This is a genomic window from Streptomyces sp. MUSC 14, from assembly GCF_001866675.1.
Taxonomy (GTDB): domain Bacteria; phylum Actinomycetota; class Actinomycetes; order Streptomycetales; family Streptomycetaceae; genus Streptomyces.
The window spans coordinates 41,020-62,574 of the sequence record NZ_MLYN01000021.1 but is presented as its reverse complement, the minus strand read 5'-3'; the positions used below and the strand labels follow the sequence as shown (position 1 = coordinate 62,574).

General features: G+C 70.0%; 20 protein-coding genes and 1 riboswitch. Of the genes, 4 read left to right on the top strand and 16 right to left on the bottom strand.

Translation table 11 applies throughout. The annotated features are described in order from the left end of the window. Nucleotides 1-62: 62 nt before the first annotated feature. Nucleotides 63-1,205: a glycosyltransferase family 4 protein gene (locus BIV25_RS12840; protein WP_071372397.1), complete on the bottom strand. Its 1,143-nt coding sequence runs from the start codon at nucleotides 1,203-1,205 to the stop codon at nucleotides 63-65. Between the two features lie 158 nt (nucleotides 1,206-1,363). Here BIV25_RS12840 and BIV25_RS12835 point away from each other — a divergent pair, with 158 nt between their 5' ends. Continuing rightward, entirely contained in the window at nucleotides 1,364-2,599 is a 1,236-nt protein-coding gene (locus tag BIV25_RS12835; RefSeq protein WP_071372396.1) for a glycosyltransferase 87 family protein, read from the top strand. A 10-nt stretch (nucleotides 2,600-2,609) separates the two neighbouring features. On the opposite strand, the gene BIV25_RS12830 is transcribed toward BIV25_RS12835, so the two are convergent. The 5 genes from BIV25_RS12830 to BIV25_RS12810 all read right to left on the bottom strand — a co-directional run bounded on the left by BIV25_RS12830 (nucleotide 2,610) and on the right by BIV25_RS12810 (nucleotide 8,000). After that, on the bottom strand, nucleotides 2,610-3,800 hold the full coding sequence (locus BIV25_RS12830) for a hypothetical protein (protein ID WP_071372395.1): 1,191 nt from the start codon (nucleotides 3,798-3,800) through the stop codon (nucleotides 2,610-2,612). A 28-nt stretch (nucleotides 3,801-3,828) separates the two neighbouring features. Beyond that, nucleotides 3,829-4,839, bottom strand: a complete 1,011-nt coding sequence (locus BIV25_RS12825; protein WP_071372394.1) for an NlpC/P60 family protein — start codon at nucleotides 4,837-4,839, stop codon at nucleotides 3,829-3,831. A 284-nt stretch (nucleotides 4,840-5,123) separates the two neighbouring features. Further along, on the bottom strand, nucleotides 5,124-6,158 hold the full coding sequence (locus BIV25_RS12820) for a C40 family peptidase (protein ID WP_071372393.1): 1,035 nt from the start codon (nucleotides 6,156-6,158) through the stop codon (nucleotides 5,124-5,126). A gap of 220 nt (nucleotides 6,159-6,378) precedes the next feature. Continuing rightward, the gene (locus BIV25_RS12815; RefSeq protein WP_071372392.1) at nucleotides 6,379-7,722 is read right to left on the bottom strand and encodes an NYN domain-containing protein; all 1,344 of its coding nucleotides are present in this window, start codon (nucleotides 7,720-7,722) and stop codon (nucleotides 6,379-6,381) included. A 38-nt stretch (nucleotides 7,723-7,760) separates the two neighbouring features. Beyond that, the gene (locus tag BIV25_RS12810; RefSeq protein WP_071372391.1) at nucleotides 7,761-8,000 is read right to left on the bottom strand and encodes a hypothetical protein; all 240 of its coding nucleotides are present in this window, start codon (nucleotides 7,998-8,000) and stop codon (nucleotides 7,761-7,763) included. Between the two features lie 154 nt (nucleotides 8,001-8,154). On the opposite strand from BIV25_RS12810, the gene BIV25_RS12805 reads away from it, so the two are divergent. Continuing rightward, nucleotides 8,155-8,898: a rhomboid family intramembrane serine protease gene (locus BIV25_RS12805; protein ID WP_071372437.1), complete on the top strand. Its 744-nt coding sequence runs from the start codon at nucleotides 8,155-8,157 to the stop codon at nucleotides 8,896-8,898. Further along, nucleotides 8,895-9,176: an Lrp/AsnC family transcriptional regulator gene (locus BIV25_RS12800; protein WP_071372390.1), complete on the top strand. Its 282-nt coding sequence runs from the start codon at nucleotides 8,895-8,897 to the stop codon at nucleotides 9,174-9,176. Before BIV25_RS12805 ends, BIV25_RS12800 begins: the two co-directional genes overlap by 4 nt. 36 nt (nucleotides 9,177-9,212) lie before the next feature. Here the strand turns inward: BIV25_RS12800 and BIV25_RS12795 are convergent, their stop codons facing one another. From BIV25_RS12795 to BIV25_RS12770, 6 genes are all read right to left on the bottom strand, one after another. Further along, nucleotides 9,213-10,574 (bottom strand): aminotransferase class V-fold PLP-dependent enzyme, encoded by a 1,362-nt coding sequence (locus BIV25_RS12795; RefSeq protein ID WP_071372389.1) that lies wholly within the window; start codon nucleotides 10,572-10,574, stop codon nucleotides 9,213-9,215. Between the two features lie 144 nt (nucleotides 10,575-10,718). After that, nucleotides 10,719-10,835, bottom strand: a riboswitch (SAM riboswitch). A gap of 65 nt (nucleotides 10,836-10,900) precedes the next feature. Further along, nucleotides 10,901-11,974, bottom strand: coding sequence for an anthranilate phosphoribosyltransferase (gene trpD / locus BIV25_RS12790; protein ID WP_071372388.1), 1,074 nt, complete (start codon nucleotides 11,972-11,974; stop codon nucleotides 10,901-10,903). 126 nt (nucleotides 11,975-12,100) lie between these two features. Continuing rightward, nucleotides 12,101-13,738 (bottom strand): cytochrome bc complex cytochrome b subunit, encoded by a 1,638-nt coding sequence (locus tag BIV25_RS12785; protein ID WP_071372387.1) that lies wholly within the window; start codon nucleotides 13,736-13,738, stop codon nucleotides 12,101-12,103. After that, nucleotides 13,735-14,793 carry a ubiquinol-cytochrome c reductase iron-sulfur subunit gene (locus BIV25_RS12780; RefSeq protein WP_071372386.1) on the bottom strand — a complete coding sequence of 353 codons (1,059 nt, stop codon included), beginning with the start codon at nucleotides 14,791-14,793 and terminating at the stop codon, nucleotides 13,735-13,737. The genes BIV25_RS12785 and BIV25_RS12780 overlap by 4 nt, the downstream gene beginning before the upstream one ends. Then, nucleotides 14,790-15,602, bottom strand: a complete 813-nt coding sequence (locus BIV25_RS12775; RefSeq protein ID WP_071372385.1) for a c-type cytochrome — start codon at nucleotides 15,600-15,602, stop codon at nucleotides 14,790-14,792. Before BIV25_RS12775 ends, BIV25_RS12780 begins: the two co-directional genes overlap by 4 nt. Nucleotides 15,603-15,659: 57 nt before the next feature. Further along, nucleotides 15,660-16,280: a heme-copper oxidase subunit III gene (locus tag BIV25_RS12770; RefSeq protein WP_071372384.1), complete on the bottom strand. Its 621-nt coding sequence runs from the start codon at nucleotides 16,278-16,280 to the stop codon at nucleotides 15,660-15,662. 166 nt (nucleotides 16,281-16,446) lie between these two features. Between BIV25_RS12770 and BIV25_RS12765 the strand changes: the two genes are divergently transcribed. Further along, a complete protein-coding gene (locus BIV25_RS12765) occupies nucleotides 16,447-16,848 on the top strand; it encodes a response regulator transcription factor (RefSeq protein WP_071372383.1) in 402 nt (133 codons plus the stop codon). Nucleotides 16,849-16,889: 41 nt separating this feature from the next. Here BIV25_RS12765 and BIV25_RS12760 read toward each other — a convergent pair whose 3' ends face one another. From BIV25_RS12760 to coxB, 4 genes are all read right to left on the bottom strand, one after another. Continuing rightward, nucleotides 16,890-18,152: an Ig-like domain-containing protein gene (locus BIV25_RS12760; protein ID WP_071372382.1), complete on the bottom strand. Its 1,263-nt coding sequence runs from the start codon at nucleotides 18,150-18,152 to the stop codon at nucleotides 16,890-16,892. Nucleotides 18,153-18,296: 144 nt separating this feature from the next. Next, nucleotides 18,297-18,695 (bottom strand): cytochrome c oxidase subunit 4, encoded by a 399-nt coding sequence (locus BIV25_RS12755; RefSeq protein WP_071372381.1) that lies wholly within the window; start codon nucleotides 18,693-18,695, stop codon nucleotides 18,297-18,299. Further along, nucleotides 18,692-20,422, bottom strand: a complete 1,731-nt coding sequence (gene ctaD / locus BIV25_RS12750) for a cytochrome c oxidase subunit I (protein WP_071372380.1) — start codon at nucleotides 20,420-20,422, stop codon at nucleotides 18,692-18,694. Before ctaD ends, BIV25_RS12755 begins: the two co-directional genes overlap by 4 nt. Continuing rightward, on the bottom strand, nucleotides 20,419-21,378 hold the full coding sequence (coxB, locus tag BIV25_RS12745; protein ID WP_071372379.1) for a cytochrome c oxidase subunit II: 960 nt from the start codon (nucleotides 21,376-21,378) through the stop codon (nucleotides 20,419-20,421). The genes ctaD and coxB overlap by 4 nt, the downstream gene beginning before the upstream one ends. Between the last annotated feature and the right edge of the window lie 177 nt (nucleotides 21,379-21,555).

Sequence of the window (21,555 nt, the reverse complement as noted above, 5' to 3'; positions counted from 1 at the left end):
TTTGCTGTCATGTGCGCAGCATGTGCGGATCTTCCGGTTCCGCCTAGACCCTCCGGAACGTTTTAGAGAAGAGCTTTGAGCTTCTCCGCCAGCAGGTCCCAGCGCCAGCGTTCCTCCACCCACTGGCGGCCCCGCTCCCCCATCCTGCGGCGCAGGCCGGGGTCCTGGAGCAGCGGGACGATGCGGTCGGCCGCCTCCTCGGGGGAGCCGCCCCGCACCACCCACCCCGTCTCGCCGTCCAGGACGGCGTCCGGTGCGCCGCCGGAGTCGCCCGCGACCACCGGCAGGCCCGTCGCGGAGGCCTCCAGGTAGACGATGCCGAGGCCCTCGACGTCCAGGCCGCCGCGGCGGGTCCGGCAGGGCATGGCGAAGACGTCGCCGGCGCCGTAGTGGGCGGGCAGCTCGGACCAGGGGACCGCGCCGGTGAAGCGGACCGAGGCCGCGACGCCGGTCTCGTCGGCGAGGCGGCGCAGGTCCCGCTCGTAGGGGCCGCCGCCGACGATCAGCAGCACGGTGTCGGGCTCGGCCGCGAGGACACGGGGCAGGGCCCGGATGAGGGTGTCCTGGCCCTTGCGCGGGACCAGGCGCGAGACACAGACCACGACCGGGCGGTCGGCGAGCCCGAGGCGGGCGCGGACCTCGTCGCCGCCGGAGCCGGGGTGGAAGGTCTTCTCGTCGACCCCGGGCGGCAGTTGGACCATGCGCCCGGCCGCCGCCGGGGTGAGGGCCGTGGCGATGCGCGAGCGCGTGTACTCGCCGAGATAGGTGACCGTGTCCGTCGACTCGCCGATCCGGCGCAGCAGCTGCCGGGCGGCGGGCAGCTGGGCCCAGCCGGCCTCGTGCCCGTGCGTCGTGGCCACCAGCCGCTCGGCGCCGGCCGCGCGCAGCGCCGGGGCCATCAGGCCGAGCGGGGCCGCCGCGCCGAACCACACCGAGGTGCAGCCGTGCTCGCGCAGCAGCCCGGTCGCGCGCCGGGTCGCCCGCGGGGTCGGCAGCAGCACCGTCGTACGGTCGCGTACGACGGTGAAGGGCTGCTCCGCGTCGAAGGCGGCGGTGGCCTCGGCGCCCTCGCGGCCGCGCTTCCAGGTGGAGGCGTAGACGACCAGCCGACCGGGGTCCAGGCGCAGGGCCATGTTGTGCAGGAAGGCCTGGATGCCGCCCGGGCGGGGCGGGAAGTCGTTGGTGACGATCAGCGTCTTGTGCATCGTGGCCGACCTTACCGAACGAGCCGTGGCAGGCCGGGCCCGAACGGGCTGTGCGCGGCCCGGTGCGGCGGGGTCTGTGGCAGGTACACAGCCGGGCACGACATCATGGGGCACGCGAGGCCGACAGCGAACCGGGAATCGAACGGCAAGGGGAACACGTGGAGACCAAGGGCGCCGGGCGGTCCCTGGCATGGCTGCTCGCGACCTGGGGCGTCACCCGTCTGGTGCTGCTGCTGTTCGTCTTCAAGGTGTGGGTCTTCCCCGGCCCGGACGTCACCTCCGACGTGTCGGTGATCTACCGCGGCTGGTACGAGGTCCTGCGCCAGGGCACGTTTCCGCTGGACGACGTGACCTGGCAGTACCCGCCCGCCGCCGCCCTCCCGGTGCTCGCCCCCGCCGCGCTGCCCTTCCTCTCGTACGAGCACGCCTTCTTCATCCTCGCGTTCCTCGCCGACGCCCTCGTGCTGTGGCTGCTGGTGCGTCCGGGCCTGCGCTCCGGGCGGTCGCTGCGCGGCGCCTGGGTGTGGCTGGCGGGCGTGCCGCTGCTCGGCCCGACCGTGTACGCCCGCTACGACGTGATGGTGACCGCGGTGGCCGTGGCGGCGCTGCTGGCGGGCGTCCGGCGTCCGCGGGTGATGGGCGCGCTGACCGCGTTCGGGGCGCTGCTGAAGGTGTGGCCGGCGCTGCTGCTGGTGGGCTGCTTCCGACGCCGGGCCTGGGCCTCGGCGGCGGTCACGGGGGCCGGACTCGCCGCCGTGTTCGCGGTGTCCATGCCGGGCGCCTTCGCCTTCCTGACCTTCCAGCGGGACCGGGGCACCGAGGTGGAGTCGCTGGGCGCCCTGGTCTTCCATGTGGCCCGGCACTTCGGCTGGAGCGGCCAGGTGCTGCTGAACTACGGCTCGATCGAGTTCCTCGGCCCGCACGTGGACCAGGTCAGCACGGCGGCGCTGGCGCTGACCGGGGCCGCGTTCGGCTGGCTGCTGCTGTGGCGGCTGCGGGTGGCGCGCCGCACGCCGACCGTCCTCGCGGACGCGGCGTTCACGGCGGTCCTGCTCTTCACGGTCACCAGCCGCGTGATCAGCCCGCAGTACCTGGTGTGGCTGGTGGGCGTGGCGGCGGTCTGTCTCACGTACCGGTCGAGCCGGATGGGGGCACCCGCGCTGATGGTGGTGGTCGCGTCCTTCGTGACGGTCCTGGAGTTCCCGCTCGGCTTCGAACACGTGGTGGCGAGCGACCGGTACGGGGTGCTGCTGATGGTGGTCCGCAACGGCCTGCTGGCCCTGGCCGCCCTCACGGCGGGCCGCCGGCTGTGGCGGGCGACCGTCACCCCGCTCTCCGCCACCCCCCTCCCGCCCGAACCGGCCCGCCCCCACCAGACCCCGGTCTCCCCCTGACCGGGCCCGCTCAGCCGAGCTGAGACCTGACGTAGTCCCGCCACTGCGCGGTGAACGCCTCCGGCGTCGTGCCGAGCACCTTCTTCAGGGCGTCCTCGACCGCGCCCGCACGCTGCGGGTGGGCGCCGACGGCGCGGTAGAAGGCGTCGAGCCGGGCCGTGTCCCAGTGGGCGGCGATCATCCGGCAGGCCAGCCAGCCGCTCTCGTAGGCCTGGGCCAGCTTGGTCGGATCGCTGGTGAAGCCGAAGTCCTTGTCGGTGGGCAGGGCGGCGGGCACCTTGCCGTGCTGCACGGCGCGGGTCAGTTCCGGCGCGACCTCGGTGGGGGTGCGGCCGGTGCCGAGGTAGCCGATCCAGTCCGCGTAGCCCTCGGAGAGCCACAGCGGGGTCGCGGCGGTGGTGTGGGCGCGGGTGGCCACATGGGTGGTCTCGTGGGTGAGTACGACCTGCTTGCCGAGGTCGCCGAGGACGGCGTACGCGTCCGGGTTGACCACCACCCGGTCCGCGGGCGCCTGCGCGGAGCCCCCCGCCTCGCCGGTGGTGACGGCGGCGATGCCCCGGTAGTCGGCGGCGGGCGAGCCGAGCAGGCCGGCCATGCCGTCCAGGGAGCCCGGGACGAGGACGACGACCCGGCGGCTCCAGTCCGTGCCCCACGCCCGGGAGACGGCCGGGACCGCACGGTCGGCGAGCCCGGCGTAGGCGCGCAGCTCGGCGGCCGTCCGGCCGATGCCCAGCACCAGGCTGTCCGCGCCCCGGACGGCGGTCACCGTGCCCTGGTCCCACAGCTGCTGCCCGGCCTGCCGGGCGGGCGCGTCGGCGGTGACGTACCACCCGCCGTCGGCGGTGCGGCCCAGGCGGAGGGTGCGGTCGGCGTCGAGCGGGGCCGTGTCGTACCCGGCGACGCGGTAGCTCAGCTCGGCGTCGGCGGTGGCGCCGGAGCCGCTCTCGCGCACGTCGGTGACCCGGTAGGTCCAGGACGCCAGCGGGACGGCGCGCAGCCGGGCGTACTCGGCACGGGCGCCCGTGACCGCGTACGCCCCCTCGTCGTGCCCCAGCAGGGCCGCCGAGCGCCGGTCGAGCAGCTGCTGCACCTCGGCGCGGGCGGAGTCGGTCGTCGCGGCGCCGACGGTGCATCCGGTCAGGGGCAGCAGCAGCGCGAGGCCCGCGGCCCCGGCCCGCCACGCCCTTCTGCGACCAGTCACTTCCCGATCGTAACGGGGCGCCGGCCGCTCAGGGCCGGGTGACCGAGGAGATCGGCATCATGCCGACGGGGTCGTAGCGGACCGCGGCGCCCGGGTAGGGGGCGTGGATGACCTTGCCGTCGCCGACGTACATGCCCACGTGGCTGGCGTCGGAGCGGTAGACCACCAGGTCGCCGGGTCGGGCCTGGGAGAGCGGGATCTGCTGCCCGGCGAAGCGCTGCTCCTGCGAGGTGCGCGGCAGCTGGAGCCCGGCCTGTGCGTAGGACCACTGCATCAGGCCCGAGCAGTCGAAGCCGGAGGGACCGTTCGCGCCCCAGACGTAGGGGTGGCCGAGGGCGGCCTGGGCGGCGGCGACGGCCGCCGCGGCCCGGGCGTCGGGGGCGACGGTGCCGGTCAGGTCGGGCAGGCCGATGCCGCTGTCCCGGGAGGCGCGGCCGTAGGCGTCGCGGGCCTCGCTCGGCAGGGCGTCGAGCAGCTGCCGGGCCCTGGCGAGCTTCTTCTCCACGGTCCGCTTGTGCACGACGACGGCCCTGCGGCTCTTCTCCAGCTCGGCGAGCTTGCCGGCCGTCTCCGAGCGCTCCTGTGCGAGGTCCCGCAGCGCGGAGCTCAACTCCCGCAGTCGGCCCGCCTGTTGGACGTCGATGCGGTCGAGGGTGGTGGCCTTGTCGAGGTAGTCCTCGGGGTTGTCGGAGAAGAGCAGCGCGACGGTCGGGTCGAGGCCGCCGGACCGGTACTGCGCCCCGGCCAGCGCACCGAGCTGCTCGCGCAGGGAGTTGATGCGCGCCTGCTCCCGGGCGATGTGGTCCTGGGCGTCGTGCACCTCGCGGCGCAGCGCGTCGGTCTGCTCCTGGGCCTTGTCGAAGGCCTGGGTCGCCTGCTCGGCCTCCTGGTAGAGGCGGTCCACCTCGGCACGGGTGTCGGCGTGCGGTGCCGCGTGCGCGGGTACGGCGCCGAGCCCGGTGGCTGCGGCGGACAGGACACACAGGGCGGCGGCGCCCCGGTGGAATCCGGAGGAGGCAAGGCGGCGGTGAGACCCCACGGCGGTCCTTCTGCAGGCGGACAGATACCGCTCCCCCGGCGCCTGGGGACGGGGAGGCCCCGGCGTCGGGGGAGCGCGCCAGACAGTAGCCGTACGCGAGGGGCCGGACCAAAGCCCCGGAGGGCAACATACGCTGACGCCCCGCCGCTGACGCAGGTCACCGGCGGGGCGAGGAGTCAGTTCCGGTCCCGGGGATTCGCCCGTTCGGGCGCCCGGCGTCCGCGTTTCGCAGCGGGTCCGCGGGGGTGCGCCGGGTTATCCGGCCCGGTCACCCGGAGGGATGATCAGACCCGCACGCCGAACTGGAACGGCATGTCCGCCATGGCCTCGTAGCGGACCACGGCACCGGTGTGCGGGGCGTGCAGCACGGTGCCGTTTCCGGCGTAGATGCCGACGTGGTGGATGTCGCCGTAGAAGAAGACCAGGTCGCCGACCTGCAGGTCGCTCTCCGAGCTGATCCGGGTGCCTATGGTGGCCTGCTCCTGGGAGGTGCGCGGGATGGAGACGCCGGCCTGGGCGTAGGCCCAGGAGGTCAGGCCCGAGCAGTCGTAGGAGGCGGTGCCGGTGGCGCCGTAGACGTACGGCTTGCCGATCTGCGTCTGAGCGGCGGCGAAGGCGGCCGCGGCCAAGCCGGAGGCGGGCTTGCTGTTGCCGAGGTCGATCCGGGAGCTGGCGGAGCGGTCGGCGCGCTGCTGCTGATCGGCCAGCTGCTGCTTCTCCTTGGCCGTCAGGGTGTTGAGCAGCTTCTGCGCGTCGGCGAGCTTGGCCTGGACGTCGTTCTTGTTCTGCTCCAGCTGGGCGCGGGTGGCGGAGAGGTCCTTGAGCTTCTCGCTGGCCTCGGCCCGCTCCTGGGCCAGTTCGCGCTGTTTGTCCTGGATCTTCTTCAGCGCGTCGACCTGCTGGGCGCTCAACTGGTCGAGCGTGGAGGCCTTGTCGAGGAAGTTGTCCGGGTTGGAGGACAGGAAGAGCTGGACCGAGGGGTCGATGCCGCCGGAGCGGTACTGCGAGGTGGCCAGCGAACCCAGGCTGTCGCGCAGCTTGTTGAGGTCCTGCTGACCCCGCGCGACATTGTCCTGGATGGTGGATATCTCCTTTTGCAGCTTCTGCTGCTTCTCCTTCGCCCCGTCGTACTTCTCGGAGGCCTGCTCGGCCTTCGAGTAGAGGTCGTCGACCTTGGCCTTGACCTGGTCCTTGCTGAGCTTCTCGCTCGGCGCGGCATTGGCGGCGTTCGCGCTCAGCACGACGGCTGCGGCGGCTGCGGTGGTCAGCACGGTCACGCGGGCGCGACTCTGCTGCTTGGGTCGACGGTGGGACGCCACGGGGGACGAACTCCTTCGTGTGAGTGAGTGAGTGATCACCCGTTCGGAGGTTCGAGCCCTGACCCTAGTGACCCGCTCGTGATCAGTTCAAATCCCAACGGCAAAAAATCCCGTCACTCTATGCATTCTTTGCACACAATTCACGGGGCGTGAGACGCGGTTGACCCTACGTCGCACGAAGATCATGCCAATTCGGGCATTGGGTATACCCGTTGAACCTTCAGGACAGTCGCTTCAGAAGCACCGCAGACGCGACCGGTCGGGCACCCGCCTTGGCGACGCCGTCGGCCACCTCACGGTCGGTGGAGGCGACGATCACCGGACGGCCCGGCGGCTCCGCGCGCACGAGTTGCCGGATCAGCTCGTCGGCCGTCACGCCCGGCTTCGAGAACAGCACCCGCACGCCGCGCGGCGGTGCGAGCAGCACGGGCGCGGCCAGCTCGGCGCCGTCGAAGACACACGTCACCTCGGCGCCGGTCTGCGCGGCGAGCGCCGAGAGCTGGCCGAGGAGCCGCAGCCGCTGCTTCTCCAGCGGCATCTGCGGATAGCCGGTCTTGGTGACGTTGTAGCCGTCGACCACCAGATGCGCCTGCGGCAGCGCGAGCAACTGGTCGAGAATGGCCGGATCGTGCTCGGACAGGGCCCGGGCCGCGATGTCCTTCGGGGTCATCCGGCCCGGCTCGACGGCGTCCACGGTCTCGGCCGGCCGCACGGACACCGGCGGCAGGGCGAGCTCGCGCCGCAGGCCCTGCGCGGCGTCCAGCAGGGTGTCCAGCAACAGCCGTACCCGCATGTCCTCCACACTGCGGCCCTCGCGGGCGGCGCGCCGGGTGGCCTCCAGGGCCGCCTCCGCCTCGCCGAGCCGGGCCTTGAGCCGCCGCGACTCGCTCTCGGCGGCCGACACCTGCGTCTGCGCCTCGGCCCGTACGGCGTCCATCTCGGTCTGCGCCTTGCGCAGAGCCGCCTCGCCGCGCTTGACGTCGCTGTGGGCGGCCCGGAGCTTGCGGTGCAGCGACTCCGCCTCCTTCTTCGCCGACTCCAGCTCCACGCGCAGCCGTTCGGCCTCGGCGCGGGTGTGCTCGCGGGCGTGCGCCAGCTCGGCGCGCAGCCGCTCCAGCTCGACCCGGCTCTCCTCGTCCGCCCGCTCGGCGTCCGCGCGCTGGGCCTCCTCACCGGCCGCGGCGACCAGCTTCACCCAGCCCGCCGGGCGCAGTACGTAGGCCGCGGCCGCCACGTCGAGCGGGTCCGCGGCCGGAGGCGGGGAGCCGGAGTCGAGGGCGCCGGCGAGTTCCGGCTGCGCCTCTCTGAGCTTCTCCCCGATCCGCTGCCGGAACAGCGGATCGGTCTCCAGCGCCGCCGCCATCGCGTTTCCGGCGAACTTGGCCCGGCGATTGGGGGTGAACCGGGCGTACTGCCGCAATTGGGCGGGCAATTCGGACAGGGTGAGACCGCCGAAGCCGTCCGAGACGATCTGCACGACCCGCCGGCGCACGCCGTCGGGCAGCGGACGGTCAAGCACCTCGGCGGTGCCGTCGCCCGGCCCCCCGCCTGCGGTCTCCACCATCCGTCACACCCCAATGCCTCTACGGGGCCGCCTCCCTCTCAGGAGTCGGCGCCCGGCCTGTCCACGAGCTCCACCTGGTCCACCGCGTTGCACCAGCGGCAGCGCACCGATTCGATGGTCTCACTGACCACCTCGCGCTCCTCCACCGTCGGGTCCCCGGCCAGATCGAGATGGACGTACTCGACGACCTTCGACGAACGGGTCACGTCGAACCGGGTCAGGTTGCCGCACAGGGTGCAGCGCCACCGGGTGGTCGCGGTCGGCAGGGGAACCGTCATCGTGGCAGTCCGCTTCCTTCTCGTGCTCTGTTGTGCGCCGTCGGCCGACGCGTGTGGCCGTAACCCTACGGCCTGGCAGGGACTCGCCGCCCGTCCGTCCGCGACGGCGAGGCGGTCTGTCGGCATGCGTCCCCTTACGTCATGCTCTGTGTTCATGATCAGCGAGTGGAGCACGACGGCCGGCCGGACTCTCAGAGCGGTGCGGGGCGCCTCGGCACCCGTCACCTACGGGCTCATCGCGCTGTGCAGCCTGATCTTCGCGCTCGGCCCGGCCTCGGGGCTCACCCCCGGCTACGGCTCCGCGGAGGGCCTCGCGGCCGCCCAGCAGGCCTACTTCCGGCACTGGGGCGTGGTGCCGGCCGAGTTGTTCGACGGGCCGGCCCGCGAGCTCCTCACGCCCGCCACGGCCCTGTTCGTGCACGGCAACTGGGTCCATCTGCTCGGCAACATGCTGTTCCTCTTCGTCTTCGGGGCGATGACGGAGGAGCGGATGGGCCGGATCGAGTTCACCCTGTTCTACGCCGGATGCGGCTATCTGGCCCTGCTGGGGTACGCGCTCGCCAACGCCGACTCCGCACAGTCGCTGGTGGGCGCCTCGGGCGCCATCTCGGCGGTCCTCGGCGCGTTCCTGTATCTCTTCCCCCGGGCCCGGGTGACCAGTCTGCTGCCGTTCCTCCTCTTCGTGCCGCTGCGGTTCCCCGCCTGGGTCGTGCTGCCGTTCTGGGTGGCGGTGCAGTGGGCGGCGGCGAGCCAGGCCTCCGAGGGGCCCGGGGTGGCGTATCTGGCGCACCTGGTGGGGTTCGGGCTGGGCTTCCTCTACGCGTGGGTGCGCTACGGGCGTGGGACTAGAGTGAAGTGCACCCCAGCTCCGGCCCCCGAGGGAGAGAACCAGCCGTGATCACCGCGATCGTCCTCATCAAGACCAGCGTGGACCGGATCCCCGAGATCGCGGAGCAGATCGCTTCGCTGGAGTCGGTGAGCGAGGTCTTCTCCGTCACCGGTACCTACGACCTGATCGCGATGGTCCGGGTGCGCCGGCACGATGACCTCGCCGATGTCATCCCGGGACGGATCAGCAAGATTCCCGGCGTCGAGGGCACGGACACGCATGTGGCGTTCCGGACGTACTCCCAGCACGACCTTGAGGCGGCGTTCTCCATCGGGCTGGAGAGCTGACCGGACGGACGCCGCCTCGGCCGGAGGGCCGGACCCTCACACCGCCGGGACGCAGCGGCCGTCCTCCGTGCGGTACTGCCACTTGGCACCCTCGGTCACCAGTTCCCGCACGGCGGTCACGAAGCGCTCGACGTGCTCGTCCGGCGTGCCCGCGCCGAAGCTGACGCGGATGGCGTTGAGGGACTTCTCGCCGGGGGCCGCCTCCGGAGCGCCGCACTCGCCCTGGGTCTGGGGGTCGCTGCCGAGCAGGGTGCGGACCAGGGGGTGGGCGCAGAAGAGGCCGTCACGGACGCCGATGCCGTACTCGGCGGAGAGCGCGGCGGCGAAGTGGGAGCTGTTCCAGCCCGCCACCACGAAGGAGAGCACGCCGACCCGCGGGGCGTCGTCGCCGAACAGGGACAGCACCCTCACCTGCGGCACCTCGGCCAGACCCGCGCGGACCTTCGCGATCAGGTGCTCCTCACGGGCCACCAGGTTCTCCCAGCCGGCCTCGGCGAGCGCCTTGCAGGCCGACGCGATGGAGTAGGCGCCGATGACGTTCGGGGAGCCCGCCTCGTGCCGGGCGGCGCTCTCGTGCCACTCCACGGCCACCGACCCGTCAGGCCGCCGGGTGACCGTGCGGCTGGCGCCGCCGCCCGCGAGGTACGGCTCGGCCGCGCGCAGCCAGTCGGCGCGGCCCGCGAGGACGCCGGAGCCGAAGGGGGCGTACAGCTTGTGCCCGGAGAAGGCGACCCAGTCGACGTCCAGGTCGCGCACGTCCACCCGGTGGTGCGGGGCCAGCTGGGCGGCGTCCAGGACGATCCGGGCGCCGTGGGCGTGTGCGGCGGCGGCGAGCTCGCGCACCGGCCACAGCTCGCCGGTGACGTTGGAGGCGCCGGTGACGCAGACCAGGGCCGGGCCGTACGGGTCGCGGTCGGCGAGAGCCCGCTCCAGGGTCTCGACGGCCTGGCGCGGGGTGCGCGGCGCGTCGAGGTAGGTGACCCGCGCGTCCTGCCAGGGCAGCAGGGAGGCGTGGTGCTCGGTCTCGAAGACGAAGACCTGGCAGCCGGCGGGCAGGGCGCGGGCGAGCAGGTTGAGCGAGTCCGTGGTCGAGCGGGTGAAGACCACCTGGTCGTCGGCGCGGCAGCCGAGGAACTCGGCGACCGTCCTGCGGGCGTTCTCGAACAGGTCGGTCGAGAGCTGCGAGAGGTAGCCGGCACCGCGGTGGACGCTGCCGTAGTACGGCGCGTAGGCGGCGACGTCGTCCCAGACGCGCTGGAGCGCGGGGGCGCTGGCCGCGTAGTCGAGCGCCGCGTAGGTGACTTCGCCTCCGGTCACGAGCGGGACGGTGACATCCCGTCCCAGAACGGGCAGCGGGGCACAAACGGACTGGGCAGCGGCGACGGCGGAGACAGACATGGGTGGACTCCCGTGAGGACGTACGGCAGCAAGGCGTACGGAAAGAAGAGAAAGAGGGGGTGCGGAGGCGGGGCTCGGCGGCCCTATCGCATTCGCTTGCTCACGGAAGGCTCCTCGACGACCAGGACCCCTGGTTTGCCGAGGGGTCCGCGCTTGCCGTGGACCTCGCTGCCCACGACCTGGTCCTCACCCGGGGCACCCCGCCACGGACGGAGGGTTGCCGGACAGTCGGCCGGGGCCTCATGACTGTCACTCATGACCTGGTTCAGGAAACTACGTCAACTGATCGTCGTCCCGCAACCCTGGTCCGGATCGCGGGACGCTCGTCATGACCGCTGTGCGTTGGTCGCCGCCACCCAGCGCTCCAGCGCCCCCTTCGCCGCACCCGAGTCGATGGACTCGACGGCCCGGGCCATACCGGCGCCGAGCTGTTCGGCGAGCGGGGCGTCCGTCGGGTCCAGGGCGACGAGGGCCGCCGCCGAGTTCAGTACGACGGCGTCCCGCACCGGGCCCCGCTCGCCGTCCAGCAGCCGCCGGGCCACGTCCGCGTTGTGGGCCGGGTCGCCGCCGCGCAGGGCCTCCACGGGGACGAGGCCGATGCCCACCTCGCGGGGGTCGAAGACCTCCTCGGTGACCTTGCCGTCCCGCACGACCCAGACATGGGACGTGGCCGTCGTCGTCAGCTCGTCCAGGCCGTCGTCACCGCGGAAGACCAGCGCGGAGTTGCCGCGCTCCGCGAGCACGCCGGCGACGATCGGCGCCTCCCGCGCGACGGCCACGCCGACCGCCTGGGACCGCACCTTCGCCGGGTTGGTGAGGGGGCCGAGCAGGTTGAAGACCGTCCGGATGCCCAACTGGCCGCGGGCGGCGCCGACATGACGCAGCGCCGGATGGAACTTGACGGCGAAGCAGAAGGTGATGCCGGCCTCCTCGGCGACCTCGGCCACCCGCCGGGGCGTGAGGTCGAGGTTGACGCCCAGCTTCTCCAGGACGTCGGAGGCCCCGGAGGCGGAGGAGGCGGCGCGGTTGCCGTGCTTCACGACCTTGGCGCCGGTACCGGCGACGACCAGCGAGGACATCGTGGAGATGTTCACCGTCCGCGCCCCGTCGCCGCCCGTGCCGACGATGTCGACGGTGCGGCCCGGCACCTCGATCACGTTCGCGTGCTCGTACATCGTGCGGACGAGGCCGGTGATCTCCTCGACCGTCTGTCCCTTGGCCCGCAGGGCCACCGCGAACCCGGCGATCTGGGCGTCGGTCGCCTCGCCGCGCATGATCCGGTCCATGGCCCAGGCGGTGTCGTCGGCGGACAGGTTCTCGCCGTTCAGCAGGCCGTTCAGCAGGACGGGCCAGGAGCGGCCCGCCGCGGTGTCGCCTCCAGCGGGGGTCACAGCGCTCATGGTCGCTCCTGAGTGTCGTACCTGCGAATTCGTCGGTCGATCCCACCCTATCGGCCCCGGGACACGGCGAAGGGCCCCGTCCGCAAGCCGGACGGGGCCCCTCAGCGTGGTGTGGCGACGCGGTGATCAGTGGTGGCCGTGGCCGCTCGCGATCTCCTTGTACTCGTCGACGGTCGGCTTCGGGATCTGGCTGTCCTCGCCGTAGTAGGCGTCGGACAGCTTGGCCCGCAGCTTCTCCGAGGCCCCGACCTTGCGCTGGACCCCGTTCTCGTCGACCACCGGACCGATCTCGGCCGGCTCGTACTGCTTGTGCGCGGTGAGCGTGTGCAGCTGCTCCTGGCTGAGCGGCTCGTGCACCTCGATGAACTCACCGTGCGGCAGCCGCTTGATGATGCCGGTCTCGCGACCGTGCAGCACCTTCTCGCGGTCGCGGCGCTGGAGGCCCAGGCAGATCCGCTTGGTGACGATGAACGCGATGACCGGACCGACGAAGAAGAAGATCCGGACGAACCAGGTCACGGCGTTGATCGACAGGTGGAAGTGCGTGGCCCACAGGTCGTTGCCGCCGCCCACGAGCGTGATCATGTACATCGTGACCCAGGCGACACCCAGACCGGTACGGGTCGGGGCGTTGCGCGGGCGGTCCAGGATGTGGTGCTCGCTCTTGTCGCCGGTGACCCAGGACTCGATGAACGGGTAGACCGCCATCGCCGCCAGGACCACGCCGAAGAGCACGAGCGGGATGAACACACCCAGGACGAGTGTGTGACCCCAGATGTTGATCTCCCAGCCCGGCATGAAGCGGATCAGACCCTCGGCGAAGCCCATGTACCAGTCGGGCTGGGCGCCGGTGGACACCTGGTCCGGACGGTAGGGGCCCATGGCCCAGATCGGGTTGATCTGGGCGATCGCCGCGATGAACGCGATGACACCGAAGACCAGGAAGAAGAAGCCTCCGGCCTTGGCCATGTAGACCGGCAGCAGCGGCATGCCGACGACGTTCTTCTCGGTCTTTCCGGGACCCGCGAACTGCGTGTGCTTGTGGTAGAAGACCAGGATCAGGTGGCCCACCATCAGGCCGAGCATGATGCCCGGCAGCAGCAGGATGTGGATGGAGTAGAACCGGGCCACGAAGTCGTGGCCGGGGAACTCCCCGCCGAAGAGGAACATCGAGATGTACGTGCCGACGATCGGCATGGACAGGATCGCGCCCTCGGTGAAGCGGACACCGGTGCCGGAGAGCAGGTCGTCCGGGAGCGAGTAACCGGTGAAGCCGGTGAACATGCCCAGGGCGAACAGCAGGAAGCCGAACAGCCAGTTGATCTCACGCGGCTTGCGGAAAGCGCCGGTGAAGAACACGCGCATCATGTGCACGAACATGCCGGCGAGGAAGATCAGCGCGGCCCAGTGGTGGATCTGCCGCATGAGCAGACCACCGCGCACGTCGAAGGAGATGTGCAGGGTCGAGTTGAACGCCTCGGACATCAGCTGTCCCTGGAGCGGGACATACGAGCCGTGGTACACGACCTCGTTCATCGACGGGTGGAAGAACAGTGTCAGATAGACACCCGTCAGGATGATGATGATGAAGCTGTACATGCACACTTCGCCCAACATGAACGACCAGTGGTCGGGGAAGATCTTGCGCATGTTGCTCTTGGCCAGGGAGTAGATCCCCAGTCGGCCGTCGACCCAGTCGGCGACGCGCTCGCCGGCCGGGGCGTCCCCGCGTGCGCGGGAGGGTTCGTTCGCTGCAGTACTCATCCGCGCTCCCAGAATGCAGGACCGACGGGCTCCTCGAAGTCGCCGAGCGCTTCGAGGTAACCATCGCTGTCCACGCCGATGCGCAGCTGCGGCAGGGCGTGGCCGGCGGGACCGAAGATCACTCGGGCGCCGTCGGAGAGGTCGAAGGTGGACTGGTGGCACGGGCACAGCACGTGGTGCGTCTGCTGCTCGTACAGCGAGATCGGGCAGCCGACGTGGGTGCAGATCTTCGAGAAGGCGACGATGCCCTGGTGCGACCAGTCGAGCTCGCGCTTGTCCTTGATGTTGTCCGGCTGGAGCCGGACGATCATCAGGGCCGCCTTGGCGATCTCGTTCTGGAAGTCCTCGTTGGTCTCCTCCAGGCCGTCGGGCTTGGCGAAGGTGAGCGAGCCGACCGCGACGTCCTCGGGGCGCAGCGGCTGGTTCGTGTTCACGTTGACCAGGCGCTTGCCCTTGGCCCACATGGTGTGCCGCAGCTTGTCCTTCGGCGCGGGGCCGAGACCGCCGAGCAGGAAGACACCGGAGAGCGGCACCATGGCCATCGCGCCGAACATCGTGTTGCGGATCAGCTTGCGGCGGCCGAAGCCGGACTCGGCGGCGCCCTGGCGGAAGTCGGCCATGACCTTCGCGCGCACCTCGGGCGAGGCCTCGATCGCGTGCCGGTCGTCGGCGACCTCCACGTCGGACATCAGGGTGCGGGCCCAGTGGACCGCGCCCGCGCCGATGCAGAACAGCGCCAGGGCGAGCGAGACACCCAGCGCGAAGTTCAGCGCGCTGATGTGACCGATCGGGAAGACGAAGATCGACTTGGTGTGCGGGATCGCCAGGTACGAGGCGATGAAGGCGACGGTGGCCAGCATCGACACCGTGAACAGCAGGGCGACGACGCGCTCGGACCGCTTGGCGGCCCGCTCGTCGATGTCCTGGATCCGGTGCTCGTGCGGGGGCAGCCCGGGGTCGGAGAACGGGTTCTCCTCGTCCGCGACGCTTACGGCGCCGTGCGCGTGCTCCTGCTCAGCGGGCAGGTTCTCTTCTGGAATGTCTTGGCTACTCATGACTTCTTGGCCTTTGCGGTCCGAGCGGCGACCCAGACGGCGACCGCGATCAGTGCGCCGAGGCCGAAGATCCAGGCGAACAGACCCTCACTGACCGGCCCGAGGCCGCCCAGCTCCAGACCGCCCGGGTTCTCCGTCTTGTCGCCATTGACCGCGTTCAGGTACGCGATGATGTCCTTCTTGTTCTTCGACGACATCGTGCTGTCGGGGAAGGACGGCATGTTCTGCGGGCCCGTCTGCATGGCCTCGTAGATGTGCTTCGGAGCGACGCCCGACAGGTCCGGTGCGAACTTGCCCTCGGTCAGGGCGCCGCCCTTGCCGACGAAGTTGTGGCACTGCGCGCAGTTGGTACGGAACAGCTCGCCACCCTTGGCGATGTCCGCGCCGTCAGGACCGTACTGGTCCTTGGTGGGGACGCTCGGGCCGGCGCCCAGCGAGGCGATGTACGCGGCGAGCTGGTCGATCTGCGTCTGGTTGTAGATGACCTTCTTGCGCGGGACCTGGGCGCCCTGCATGGTGGCCGCCGGCATACGGCCGGTGCCGACCTGGAAGTCGACCGCCGCGGCGCCCACGCCGACCAGGCTCGGGCCGTCGGAGGAGCCCTGTCCACCGGTGCCGTGGCAGCTGGCGCAGCCGACCTCGTAGAGCTTCTTGCCCTCTGTGATGGTCAGGGACTGGGAGGTTTCATCGGCCTGCGCCTTGCCCGCGGGTGCGAACGCGGCGTACAGCCCCCCAGTGGCCGCCAGCGCGAGGAGTAGGACGACGACCGCCGCCAGCGGATGGCGTCGTCGTGCGGAGAGCTTTTTCACGGATTACCCCGGTGTCAGGATCTTCAGCGTCGATGCTTCTGGATGCGGGAGGTCCCGCTACTTGATCAAGTAGATCGTGGCGAAGAGGCCGATCCAGACCACGTCGACGAAGTGCCAGTAGTAGGACACGACGATGGCGGCGGTCGCCTGCTCGTGAGTGAACCTCTTGGCCATGTAGGTGCGGCCGAGGACCAGCAGGAAGGCGATGAGACCGCCTGTCACGTGCAGGCCGTGGAAGCCGGTGGTCAGGTAGAACACCGAGCCGTACGGGTCGGAGGACAGCGAGATGCCGTCCTTCTTCACCAGCTCGGTGTACTCGTAGATCTGACCGCCGATGAAGATCGCACCCATGATGAAGGTGACGATGAACCAGCCACGGAGCTTCTTCACGTCCCCGCGCTCGGCCGCGAAGACGCCGAGCTGGCAGGTGAGTGAGGAGAGCACCAGGATCGTGGTGTTCGTCGCCGAGAAGGGCACATTGAGTGCTTCGGCCATGTGCTTCCAGTGCGCCGGACCCGTCACCGATCGCAGGGTGAAGTACATCGCGAAGAGGGCCGCGAAGAACATCAGCTCGGAACTCAGCCAGATGATGGTTCCGACGCTGGTGAGGTTCGGCCGGTTGACCGACGGGTGCGCGTGCCCGGTTTCTACTGTCGTTGCTGTCGCCACGACCGACATTATGTCGGTCGCTTATCCCGCCCTCACTCCGGGGGGTGCCGTTCGGAGTGTTGCTGCCCGCCGAACCGGTGTTGACGTGGTGTTCATGGGCGCTTTGACCGGAGTAAGCTCCGCCCGAACGGCCCTGTCCGTCCCGTCCGTACGACGCTGACGTCCCGGAGGAACAATGCAGCCGACCGCCACCGTGCTGGTCTACAGCGACGACTCCAACACCCGCGAGCAGGTACGGCTGGCAGCCGGGCGCAGGCCCGCTCCCGACGTCCCCTTTGTCGAGTTCGTGGAGTGCGCGACCCCGGACGCCGTGCTGCGCGAGCTGGACCGCGGCGGCATCGACGTGTGCGTGCTCGACGGCGAGGCCGTGCCGATGGGGGGCATGGGCGTGTGCCGGCAGATCAAGGACGAGGTGTTCAACTGCCCGCCGGTGCTGCTGCTGATGGGCCGGCCGCAGGACGCCTGGCTGGCCACGTGGAGCCGTGCGGACGCCGCGGTGACCCTTCCCGTGGATCCGGTGGAGTTCGCGTCCGCGCTCGCCTCCCTGCTGCGGCACAAGCGGTTGTTGAGCGCCTAGCGGCTCGGGGCGCGGTGGCCCCGCGCCCCTGCGGGGCACTCTCACTGGGCCGTTGGTACGAGTCTCACCGTGTCCGCCGCCGACTGACCGGCGGGGGTGCCGCTCGCCAGGGCGGTGCCCTGGCGCCACTTCTTCCAGTCGACGTTCCAGTCGCCGAAGCCGTTGCCGAAGGGTTCCATCTGCTTGCCGTTGGAGTTGACGACCTGCACGATGTCGCCCTCGCGGACGTTGTGGAAGAACCACTCGGCGTTCGCGGTGCTCATGCCGGTGCAGCCGTGGCTGACGTTCGCGGAGCCCTGTGAGCCCACGGACCAGGGCGCGGCGTGCACGTATTCGCCGGACCAGGTCACCCGGGTGGCCCAGTAGACGTTCAGGTCGTAGGAGTCGGAGGTGCCCTCGGCGATGCCGATCGTGGTGCCGCGCATCCGTACGAGGTAGCTCTTGTTCAGGACGACCTTGACGCCGTTGCGGGTCTCGAAGCCGGGCCTGCCCGTGGTGACGGGGATCTGCCGGATCGACTGGCCGTTCTTGTAGAGCGTCAGCCGGTGCGCGGCGGCGTCCGTGACGGCCACGACCCGGTCACCGGTGGTGATCTTCAGCGGCTTGGACGGACCGCCCCACAGCCGGTCGCTGATCTTGATGCCGTCGAGGTTGCTGTGCACCGTGATGGTGGCGTGGACGGGCCAGTACTCCTTGGGCCGGTAGTGGAGTTCCTTGCCGCTGACCCAGTACCAGGAGCCCTGTACGGACGGTGTGGACTCCACGCGCAGGGCGCGCTCGATGACGGCCCGTTGCGCCTTGTCCTTGATCTCCTGGTCGAGTTGGGCGGTGATGGGCTGCCCGACGCCGTACTCGCCCGAGTCCGGGCCGAGCTTGAGGGTCAGCCGCTTCTTGGCCGTGGGCTTGCCGGTGTCGAACGAGAGGACCTTGCGGCCGGGGGCGCCGTCCTCGTCCTCCGTGCTCACCGTGACCGTGTAGTGGGCGTCGGCGGCCAGCGGGGAGGTGCTGTGCCATCGGCTGCCGTCGGCGGTGAGTTCGCCCGCCACATAGCGTCCTGCGGCGTCCTGGGCGGTCACGTCGGTGATCCGGCCCTCGCCGTCGTTGGCGGTGATCTCCAGGGGCTTGTCCGGGTCGGCCCGCTTTCCCGCACCGGCGGGGCCGCTGACGGAGATCTGGTCCGCCGCGTCGTACGGCTTGGCCGACAGGGGGTTGCCGTCCGAACCGCAGGCGGTGACGCCCACGCCGAGGGCGGTCACCAGCAGCGTGCAGCTGACGACGGTGCGGGTCCGCGGAGTGTGGTTCATACGATCACGCTATGAGGTGTTGACCCCATTTACCCGGTACGTAACCCGTACGAGGGATCGACACTGCTCCATCTGAACGACGACAGCCGGAAGCCCGGACGCTCCACATGGAGTGTCCGGGCTTCCGGCGCGCGTTCTCGTGTGCTACTGGGTGCGGTTCTCACCGTGGTAGTACTCGAAGACCCAGCCGAACAGGCCGAGGATGATGAACGGCGCCGCGAAGTAGATCAGCCACCAGCCGACCGCGATGCTGAGGAAGGCGATCGCACCGCCGAAGCCCAGCAGCAGCGGCTGCCAGCTGTGCGGGCTGAAGAAGCCCAGCTCGCCCGCGTCGTCCGCGACATCGGCCTCCTTGTCGTCCTGGGCGCCCGCGTCGACCCGCCGGGCGGTGAAGCCCAGGTAGAAGCCGATCATGACGCTCAGGCCGAAGGCCAGGAACAGTGCGGTGGTACCGGCCGGCTCCTTCGACCACACGCCATACACGATGGCCATGATCAGGATGAAGACGCTCAGCCAGATGAACATCCGACCCTGGATCTTCACTTGCCGGCCTCCTTGCTGCCCGCGATGGCACCGACGCCGGAGTGCTCCAGCTGCTCCAGAGCGGCGATCTCAGGGTGGTGCAGGTCGAACGCCGGGGATTCGCTGCGGATCCGCGGCAGGGTGAGGAAGTTGTGCCGGGGCGGCGGGCAGGAGGTCGCCCACTCCAGCGAACGGCCGTAGCCCCACGGGTCGTCGACGTCGACCTTCTTGCCGTACTTGGCGGTCTTCCACACGTTGTAGAGGAACGGCAGGATCGACAGGCCGAGCAGGAAGGAGCTGATGGTCGAGACCGTGTTCAGCGCGGTGAAGCCGTCGGCCGCCAGGTAGTCGGCGTAACGACGCGGCATGCCCTCGACGCCCAGCCAGTGCTGGACCAGGAAGGTGCCGTGGAAGCCGACGAACAGCGTCCAGAAGGTGATCTTGCCGAGCCGCTCGTCCAGCATCTTGCCGGTCATCTTCGGCCACCAGAAGTGGAAGCCGGAGAACATGGCGAAGACGACCGTGCCGAAGACCACGTAGTGGAAGTGGGCCACCACGAAGTACGAGTCGGAGACGTGGAAGTCCATCGGCGGCGAGGCCAGGATGACACCGGTCAGACCACCGAACGTGAAGGTGATCAGGAAGCCGACGGCCCACAGCATCGGTGTCTCGAAGGACAGCGAGCCCTTCCACATCGTGCCGATCCAGTTGAAGAACTTCACACCGGTCGGTACGGCGATCAGGAAGGTCATGAAGGAGAAGAACGGCAGCAGCACACCACCGGTGACGTACATGTGGTGGGCCCACACGGTCACGGACAGACCGGCGATGGAGATGGTCGCGGCGATCAGACCCATGTAGCCGAACATCGGCTTACGCGAGAAGACCGGAATGACCTCGGAAATGATGCCGAAGAACGGTAGCGCGATGATGTACACCTCTGGATGTCCGAAGAACCAGAAGAGGTGTTGCCATAGCAATGCTCCGCCATTTGCGGCGTCGAATACATGGGCGCCGAATTTCCGGTCCGCCTCCAGGGCGAACAGCGCGGCCGCGAGGACCGGGAAGGCGAGCAGGACCAGAACGGCGGTCAGCAGCACGTTCCACACGAAGATCGGCATGCGGAACATGGTCATGCCCGGGGCACGCATGCAGATGATGGTGGTGATGAAGTTGACCGAGCCGAGGATGGTGCCGAAGCCGGAGAGGGCCAGACCCATGATCCACATGTCGGAGCCGACGCCCGGCGAGCGGACCGCGTCCGACAGCGGCGAGTAGGCGAACCAGCCGAAGTCGGCCGCGCCCTGCGGGGTGAGGAAGCCGCCCACCGCGGTGAGCGAGCCGAACAGGTAGAGCCAGTAGGCGAACATGTTCAGCCGGGGGAACGCCACGTCGGGCGCGCCGATCTGCAGCGGCATGATCCAGTTGGCGAAACCGGCGAACAGCGGCGTCGCGAACATCAGCAGCATGATCGTGCCGTGCATCGTGAACGCCTGGTTGAACTGCTCGTTCGACATGATCTGCAGGCCCGGCCGGGCCAGCTCGGCGCGCATGAGCAGCGCCATCACGCCGCCGATCAGGAAGAACGCGAACGACGTCACGAGGTACATCGTGCCGATCGTCTTGTGGTCGGTGGTCGTCATCCACTTGACCATGACGTTACCGGGCTGCTTGCGCCTGACCGGCAGCTCGTCCGCGTACGAGCCTGCGGCTGCCGCGGCACCCTGGGGTTCGTTGAGGATGCTCACAGGTTGTTCGTCTCCCGGTTCTTCTCGTGGCTCGTCTGCGCGATGCCGGCGGGAATGTAACCGGTCTGCCCCTTCTTGGCGAGGTCCTTGAGGTGCGCCTCGTACGCTGCCGGGGAAACGACCTTCACGTTGAACAGCATCCGGGAGTGGTCGACACCGCAGAGCTCGGCGCACTTGCCGAGGAAGGTGCCCTCATGGTTGGGGGTCACCTGGAACGAGTTGGTGTGGCCCGGGATGACGTCCATCTTCATCAGGAACGGCACCACCCAGAAGGAGTGGATGACGTCACGGGACGTGAGGACGAAGCGGACCGTCTTGCCCTTGGGCAGCCAGAGGGTCGGACCGGGGTTGCCCGTCTGCGGGTTCTTCGTGGCGGGCGTGCCGACGTCGTAGACGCCGCCGGCGTTCGCCGGGAAGTCCTTCTTGAACCGGTCCGGAATGGCGTCCAGGTTCTTGTCGGTCTTCGCGTCGCCGGAGACACCGGGAACGTTCTCGACGTAGTTGAAGCCCCAGCTCCACTGGAAGCCCACCACGTTGACCGTGACGTCGGGCTTCTTTGAGAGGTCCAGGAGCTTCGACTCGTCCCGGGCCGTGAAGTAGAAGAGCACCGAGATGATGATGATCGGGACCACCGTGTACAGGGCCTCGATCGGCATGTTGTACCGAGTCTGCGGAGGTACCTCGACCTTGGTGCGGCTGCGCCGGTGGAAGAAAGCACTCCACAGGATCAGGCCCCACACCAGCACGCCGGTGGCCAGCGCGGCAGCCCAGGAGCCCTGCCACAGGGAGAGGATCCGCGGAGCCTCTTCCGTGGTCGGGGTGGGCATGCCAAGGCGGGGGAAGTCCTTGTATGTGCAACCGGTTGCGGTCGCCAGGACCAGGCCCGCGGTCAGTGCCTGCAGCAGCTTCCGCCGCATCGGGCGCCGCGGCGAGCGGTCGGAGCCGTTGGGACTCACGTAGCGCCTTCCCGAGAGTCTCGCCCGCGCGGTCGGCTGCGGCCTTCTCGCTGGTCGGTCGCCGCCCTGCGGCGGGCAGGGGTTTGGATGTTTATGCGGACCAAACCCTAGCCCACCCTCTCCGAGGGTTCGCGGGGAGGGGTGCCTACTGAAGTGGGTGGTTCGCTGAATTGGCGG

Bases quoted from the DNA above. Each gene is read 5' to 3' on its own strand.
- BIV25_RS12785 (WP_071372387.1), bottom strand. From the start codon at position 13,738: ATGAGTACTGCAGCGAACGAACCCTCCCGCGCACGCGGGGACGCCCCG.
- BIV25_RS12760 (WP_071372382.1), bottom strand. From the start codon at position 18,152: ATGAACCACACTCCGCGGACCCGCACCGTCGTCAGCTGCACGCTGCTG.
- BIV25_RS12780 (WP_071372386.1), bottom strand. From the start codon at position 14,793: ATGAGTAGCCAAGACATTCCAGAAGAGAACCTGCCCGCTGAGCAGGAG.
- BIV25_RS12840 (WP_071372397.1), bottom strand. From the start codon at position 1,205: ATGCACAAGACGCTGATCGTCACCAACGACTTCCCGCCCCGCCCGGGC.
- BIV25_RS12765 (WP_071372383.1), top strand. From the start codon at position 16,447: ATGCAGCCGACCGCCACCGTGCTGGTCTACAGCGACGACTCCAACACC.
- BIV25_RS12770 (WP_071372384.1), bottom strand. From the start codon at position 16,280: ATGTCGGTCGTGGCGACAGCAACGACAGTAGAAACCGGGCACGCGCAC.
- BIV25_RS12805 (WP_071372437.1), top strand. From the start codon at position 8,155: ATGATCAGCGAGTGGAGCACGACGGCCGGCCGGACTCTCAGAGCGGTG.
- BIV25_RS12810 (WP_071372391.1), bottom strand. From the start codon at position 8,000: ATGACGGTTCCCCTGCCGACCGCGACCACCCGGTGGCGCTGCACCCTG.
- trpD (WP_071372388.1), bottom strand. From the start codon at position 11,974: ATGAGCGCTGTGACCCCCGCTGGAGGCGACACCGCGGCGGGCCGCTCC.
- BIV25_RS12795 (WP_071372389.1), bottom strand. From the start codon at position 10,574: ATGTCTGTCTCCGCCGTCGCCGCTGCCCAGTCCGTTTGTGCCCCGCTG.
- BIV25_RS12815 (WP_071372392.1), bottom strand. From the start codon at position 7,722: ATGGTGGAGACCGCAGGCGGGGGGCCGGGCGACGGCACCGCCGAGGTG.